This window comes from Dokdonella sp. (assembly GCF_035511235.1).
GTDB lineage: Bacteria > Pseudomonadota > Gammaproteobacteria > Xanthomonadales > Rhodanobacteraceae > Dokdonella.
Genome location: NZ_DATKFQ010000031.1, coordinates 1 through 6,033, shown reverse-complemented (window position 1 = coordinate 6,033; position 6,033 = coordinate 1). Strand labels below are relative to the sequence as shown.

The 6,033-nt window shown below is 72.2% G+C and carries 7 protein-coding genes; 4 read left to right on the top strand and 3 right to left on the bottom strand.

Annotated elements, in window-relative coordinates:
* From VMR06_RS13055 to mtgA, 3 genes are all read left to right on the top strand, one after another.
* A partial coding sequence (locus VMR06_RS13055) for a putative PEP-binding protein (protein ID WP_325376942.1) occupies window positions 1-905 on the top strand: 905 nt, incomplete at its 5' end.
* 5 nt (window positions 906-910) lie between these two features.
* Complete coding sequence (locus VMR06_RS13050) at window positions 911-1,987, top strand: acyltransferase (protein WP_325376940.1); 1,077 nt, start codon at window positions 911-913, stop codon at window positions 1,985-1,987.
* Window positions 1,988-2,087: 100 nt separating this feature from the next.
* Window positions 2,088-2,828, top strand: a complete 741-nt coding sequence (mtgA, locus tag VMR06_RS13045; RefSeq protein ID WP_414648132.1) for a monofunctional biosynthetic peptidoglycan transglycosylase — start codon at window positions 2,088-2,090, stop codon at window positions 2,826-2,828.
* A 39-nt stretch (window positions 2,829-2,867) separates the two neighbouring features.
* Here mtgA and VMR06_RS13040 read toward each other — a convergent pair whose 3' ends face one another.
* Window positions 2,868-3,758, bottom strand: a complete 891-nt coding sequence (locus tag VMR06_RS13040) for a mechanosensitive ion channel family protein (protein WP_325376938.1) — start codon at window positions 3,756-3,758, stop codon at window positions 2,868-2,870.
* 146 nt (window positions 3,759-3,904) lie between these two features.
* On the opposite strand from VMR06_RS13040, the gene VMR06_RS13035 reads away from it, so the two are divergent.
* Window positions 3,905-4,327, top strand: coding sequence for a VOC family protein (locus VMR06_RS13035; protein ID WP_325376936.1), 423 nt, complete (start codon window positions 3,905-3,907; stop codon window positions 4,325-4,327).
* A gap of 67 nt (window positions 4,328-4,394) precedes the next feature.
* Here VMR06_RS13035 and VMR06_RS13030 read toward each other — a convergent pair whose 3' ends face one another.
* Both VMR06_RS13030 and VMR06_RS13025 read right to left on the bottom strand, forming a co-directional pair.
* On the bottom strand, window positions 4,395-5,147 hold the full coding sequence (locus tag VMR06_RS13030; RefSeq protein WP_325376934.1) for a DUF2884 family protein: 753 nt from the start codon (window positions 5,145-5,147) through the stop codon (window positions 4,395-4,397).
* A gap of 129 nt (window positions 5,148-5,276) precedes the next feature.
* Window positions 5,277-6,033, bottom strand: a 757-nt coding sequence (locus tag VMR06_RS13025; protein ID WP_325376932.1) for an NAD(P)-dependent oxidoreductase, incomplete at its 5' end; no start/stop codon positions are given.

Here is a 6,033-nt window from a genome sequence, read left to right as displayed (position 1 = left end):
TCTACGCCAATGCGGAGATGCCGGCCGACGTCGCCCGCGCGCGCCTGTCCGGCGCCGCCGGCATCGGCCTGTACCGGACCGAGTTCCTGTTCCTGCAACGCCGGGAGATTCCAGGCGAGGAGGAGCAGTTCCTGGCCTACCGCGATCTCGTGCTCGGCATGGGCGGTCTGCCGGTCACGATCCGCACGCTCGACCTCGGCGCGGACAAGGCCGACGCGTCGGGCGTCGCGCTGGAGGAAGAACCGAATCCGGCGCTCGGCGTCCGCGGCGTGCGCCTGGCGCTGCGCCATCCGCAGCTGATGATCACCCAGCTGCGCGCGATCCTGCGCGCGTCCAGCTACGGCCCGGTGCGCATCCTGGTGCCGATGATCACGCTGGTGGAGGAGATCCACAGCGTGCGCCGCATGCTCGACCAGTGCGTGCGCGACCTACGCTCGACCGGCCAGGAGATCGCCGGCCAGGTCGATCTGGGCGCGATGATCGAGGTGCCGGCGGCGGCGATCGCGCTCGGCGGCCTGATCCGCCACGTCGATTTCATCTCGATCGGCACCAACGATCTGGTCCAGTACGTGCTGGCGGCCGATCGCGCCAACGACCATCTGGGCACCCTGTACGATCCGCTGCACCCGGCCGTGATCAAGCTGCTCGCGCAGATCCTCACAATCGCGCGGCGCGCGCGGCGGCCGGTGTCGCTGTGCGGCGAGATGGCCGCCGACACGCGCTACACGGCACTGCTGCTGGCGCTGGGGCTGGAGGACTTCAGCATGCATCCGGGCGCCCTGCTCGAGGTGCGCGACCAGATCGCCCGGCTCGATCACGCCGCGCTGCTGCGCCATGCGCCGGCGCTGCTGCGCGCGTCGAGCGGCGCGCGCATCGCCGGCGTCCTGCAGCGCATGCAGGCCTGAGCGCGATGTCCGCCCTGCTCGCGCGCCTGCGCGGCCGCTCGCTCGCGGCCTGGATGGCCGACGGCCGCGACAACATGGTCGTGGTGCGCCTGGTCGCGGCGCTGGCCGTGCTGTTCGGGCACAGCTACGCGCTCGCCGGGCTCGGCATGGCCGAGGCCGATCCGGTGCGCCGCCTGCTCGGCCAGACCTACAGCCATTTCATCGGCGTAATGATGTTCTTCACGCTGAGCGGCCTGCTGATCACGCTGGCCTGGCAGCGCCGGCCCAACCTGCCGTACTTCCTGCGCTCGCGTGCGCTGCGCATCCTGCCGGCGCTGTTCGTCTGCGCCGTCGCCAGCGCGCTGCTGCTCGGCGCGGCGATGACCACGCTGCCGGCGGCCGCGTACTTCGGCTCGACGCAGCCGTGGCGCTACGTCGCCGGCAACGCCAGCCTGCTCGATCTGCAATGGACGCTGCCGGGCGTGTTCGCGTCCAACCCGACCACCGACTACGTCAACGGCTCGCTGTGGACGCTGCCGGTCGAGAGCGGCCTCTATCTCGCCGTGGCCGCGCTCGGTCTCGCCGGTCTGCTAACGCGGCGCGCCTGGATCGCCTCGGTCGCGATCGTCCTCGCCGCCGCGCTGTGGCTGCGCGTGCCGCTGCTGTCGGGCGAGCAGGTCTCGATCGAGACCGCGCTGATCGTGTTCTTCGCGTTCGGCGCATGGTGCTGCGTCAATCGTGCCTGGCTGCCGCTGTCGACGCCGATCCTGCTGATCCTGGCCGCGGCCGCCTGGCTCGCGTTCGGCACGCCGCTGTACCAGCCTCTGCTCGCGCTCGGCATCGCCTACGGCACGCTCTGGCTGGCCTACGTGCCGCGTCTGCCGCAGGGCCGCTGGGGCGATCTGTCCTATGGCACGTATCTGTGGGGCTTCCCGGTGCAGCAGACCCTGATCGCGGTCGCCGGCCTGCGCGATCCGCTGTCGATCTTCGCCGCCTGCCTGGCGCCGACGCTGATCCTGGCCTGGCTGTCCTGGCGCCTGGTCGAGCAGCCGGCCCTGCGCTACAAGTATCCGCCGCGCAGCGCACCGGTCGCGGCGAGCTGACGCGCGGCGTGATGGCGGTGATCGGCATGCGCGCGGGCAGCGACCCGAGCTGGAATAATCGACCGACCGGCCGTCGCGACGGCCCTGCCGGGGAGCGCGCGTGAGGCCGCTGCTGCGTATCGGATCCGGACGCCGGCCCTGGCGCCGCCTCGTGCGCTGGACCGCCTTGACGGTAGCGGCCCTGGTCGCGACGAGCGTGCTCGCCGTGCTGGCGCTGCGCTTCGTACCGCCGCTGACCTCGGCGTTCATGGTCGCGCGCTGGGTCGAGGCGCGTGCCGGCGGCGAGCGCGGCTTCTCGCTCGACTATCGCTGGCGCCCGCTCGAGGACATCTCGCCGCAGTTGCCGATCGCAGTGGTCGCCGCCGAGGACCAGAAGTTCCCAAGCCACCGCGGTTTCGATCTCGATGCGATCCGCTCCGCCCTCGATGCCGCCGACGAGGGCGGCCGGCTGCGCGGCGCCAGCACGATCAGCCAGCAGGTCGCCAAGAACCTGTTCCTGTGGTCGGGCCGCAGCTTCGTGCGCAAGGGCCTGGAGGCCTACTTCACGGTGCTGATCGAGGCGCTCTGGCCGAAGCGCCGGATCGTCGAGGTCTACGTCAACGTCGCCGAGTTCGGGGACGGCATCTACGGCGCCGAGGCGGCCGCGCGGCACTACTTCGGCAAGCCGGCATCGGCGCTCGATGCGCGGCAGGCCGCCCTGCTGGCGGCCGTGCTGCCGAACCCGCGCCGCTACCGTGCCGATCCGCCGAGCCCGTTCGTCGCGCAGCGCGCCGCCTGGATCGCGCGCCAGGTGCGCCAGCTCGGCGGCCCGGACTATCTCGGCTTCGACGTGCAGCGCTGAGCGCCTCGGCTCCCCAGCGACTCACGTCCCGCACCGGGTCTATTCGCGCGCCGGCGCCTGTGGATCGGAAAGATGGGACGAGGACTGGGCCGCGCCGGCTGCGGGCAGCGCCGGCCGGAACACCAGCTCGCGCTGCGCCAGGCGGATGCCGGCCGCCTCGAAGCGCTGCCGGATCGCCAGCAGCAGATCGGACTGCACGGCACCGAAGTCGCCGGACTGCACCCACGGCCGCACCGCTACCCTGAAGCCGTTTTCGGTCAGACCCGATACGACGATCTCGGTCGCCGGCTGCTTGAGGACGCGCGGGTCGGCCTCGACGATCGCGCGGATCTCGCTCATCGCCAGACGCACGTCCTCCTGCGCGCCGAGTTCGATCCCCAGCTCGATGCGCCGCGTGGTGCGCGCGCTGGCGTTAACGATCGCGTCGGAGGCGACCTTGCTGTTGGGCAGGATCACCTCCCGGTTGTCGGCCGTCAGCAGATGGGTGTGCATCAGGCTGACGTTCTGCACCGTGCCGCTGACGCCACCGACCTCGACCGACTGGCCGACGCGGAACGGCCGGAACACCATCAGCAGCACGCCGGCGGCGATGTTCGACAGCGACGCCTGCAGCGCCAGGCCGATCGCCAGGCCGGCCGCGCCGAGGGCCGCGAGCAGCGAGGCGGTCGGCACGCCGAGCCGGTCGAGCACGCCGACCACGACGACCGACAGCAGCAGCGCGAAGACCACGTTGCGCAGGAAATCGCCGAGCAGCGGATCGGCGCCGGTACGCGACAGCACGCGGCGCAGGCCGTCGGCGAGCCGGCGCGCGATCCGCCAGCCGATCAGCAGCAGCAACAGCGCGAAGGCGATCTTCAGCGCGACTTCGGTGGCGATCGCCAGCGGATGATCGGAATGGAGCCAGGCGACGGCGCGTTCGAGGTAGTCCATGCGCGGTATCGTCTCATCCGCGACGGCGCCGCGGCGAGTCTCGGCGCCGCCCCGGCCAGCGAGGCTTCAGGCTCGCAGCGCGCGATCGGGCCGTGGCGGCGTTAGCATCGGCAGCGGACATCCCGCATTCGATCACGAGGCCGCCGATGCGCTTCCTGCACAGCATGCTACGCGTACGCGATCTGGACCGGTCGCTGGAGTTCTACTGCGGCGCGCTCGGCCTGGTCGAGGTGCGCCGCACCGAGAACCCGGCCGGGCGCTATACGCTGGTGTTCCTGGCCGCATCGGGCGACGCCGATCGCGGCGAGATCGAATTGACCTGGAACTGGGACGATGAGGACTACGGCAGCGCGCGCAACTTCGGCCATCTCGCGTTCGAGGTCGGGGACATCCATGCGGTCTGTACGCGGCTGCAGGCGGCCGGCGTCACGATCAACCGGCCGCCGCGCGACGGGCGCATGGCCTTCGTGCGCTCGCCCGATGCGATCTCGATCGAACTGCTGCAGAAAGGCGCGCCGCTGACGCCGATCGAGCCATGGCGCTCGCTGCCGAATATCGGCACCTGGTAGGCGACGACCGGCGCCGCGAGCGCCGGCCCTGCGCCGCGAGCCCGCGGGGCTCGCGGCGACGATTCGCTCAGGGCTTGGGCGCGAACAGATCGAGGCGGCCCCCGCCGGGCAGCGTGACATCGAGCGCGCCGGCGATCTCGTTCAGCGCCAGCATGCGCGGGCACAGCGCTTCGGCGCGCTGCTCCAGATCGGCGGCGCTGCGCTCGACGGCGCGCTCGACGCCCTTCTCGATCGCCGAGGCGCGCGCCTCGAGCTCGGCCGCGGCGGCCTCGTCGCCGGTGAACGCGATCTTGATCGCCTGCGCGGTCACGTTGCCGACCAGATTGCCGATCAGGCTGCCGACCGCGTTCTCGACGAGGCCTTCGACTTCGGCATCGCTCCATTCCTGGCCGCCCTCGATGCGCCGCTCGAGCTCGACCGCGAGCGCCTGCATGCGCTTGGCCTGGGCGCGCGCGTCGGACGGGCTGCTGGCGAAGGCGGCATTGACCTGACCGACCGCCTCGAATGCGACGCCGACCGCCTGGCGCGCGATCGCCTTGACCTCCGGCAGCAGATCGCGCACGCCGCGCTCGTAGTCGGCAAGGCGCCGGCTGTCGGCCGTACTCAGTGCGACGTCGCGGCCGTCGACGCGCAGACGGCCGCCGGCGATGACGATCTCGGCCGGCGTGCCGGCAGACCGCGTGAAGACCAGTTGCTGCGGCTGCACGCGCAGCGAATACGGGCTGTGCAGATCGCAGACGCTGATCTCGGCCGAGGCGGTGTGCGGCATCAGGGCGGGAACGGCGATCAGCGCGGCGAGCAGGATGCGGCGGACGGTCATGGACGGCTCCTCGGGGTCGGGTACGGACCTACGATGCCGACGATGCCCGATCGGTTTAAGGCGCGGATGTGCAATCGGCCACGGTGACCTCCGGCAGGGGCGGTGCCGCCCTGCGAACGCGCGGGCGCGTCAGCCGCCGATGCGGTTCGGCGGGCGGCCGGCCTGCGGCCCGTGGCCGAGCGCGGCCAGCACGTTGGCGACCGCCAGGCCGACCATCGCGCGCCGCGTGCCGAGGCTGGCGCTGGCGATGTGCGGCGTCAGCACGACGTTGCGGGCCGCGAGCAGGCCCGGATGGACCGCCGGCTCGCCCTCGAACACGTCCAGCGCCGCGCCGCCGAGCCGGCCGGACGCCAGTGCCGCGGCCAGCGCCGCGTCGTCGACGACGCCGCCGCGCGCGATGTTGATCAGGAAAGCGCCGGGCTTCATGCGCGCGAGCGCCGCGGCGTCGATCAGATGATGCGTCGCCGGCGCATACGGCACGGCGACGACCAGGAAATCGGCGCGGCGCAGCAGCTCGTCCTGCTCGACGCGCTGCGCGGCGCAGGCCCGTTCGAGCGCCGGCGGCAGCGCGCGGCGGTTGTGGTAGAGCACGGTCATGCGAAATCCGCGCGCGCGCTCGGCGATCGCCTGGCCGATGCGGCCCATGCCGAGGATGCCGAGCGTGGCGCCGTGGACGTCGCGGCCGAGCAGACGGTCGAACGACCAGCGCTGCCATTGGCCGTCGCGCAGCCAGCGCTCGGCCTCGGTCATGCGGCGGGCGGCGCTGAGCAGCAGCGCGAACGCGAAATCGGCGACGGTATCGGTCAGCACGTCGGGCGTATTGGTCGCCGCGATGCCGGCGGCACGCAGCGCGGCGAGGTCGAGATTGTCGTAGCCGACGCCGACG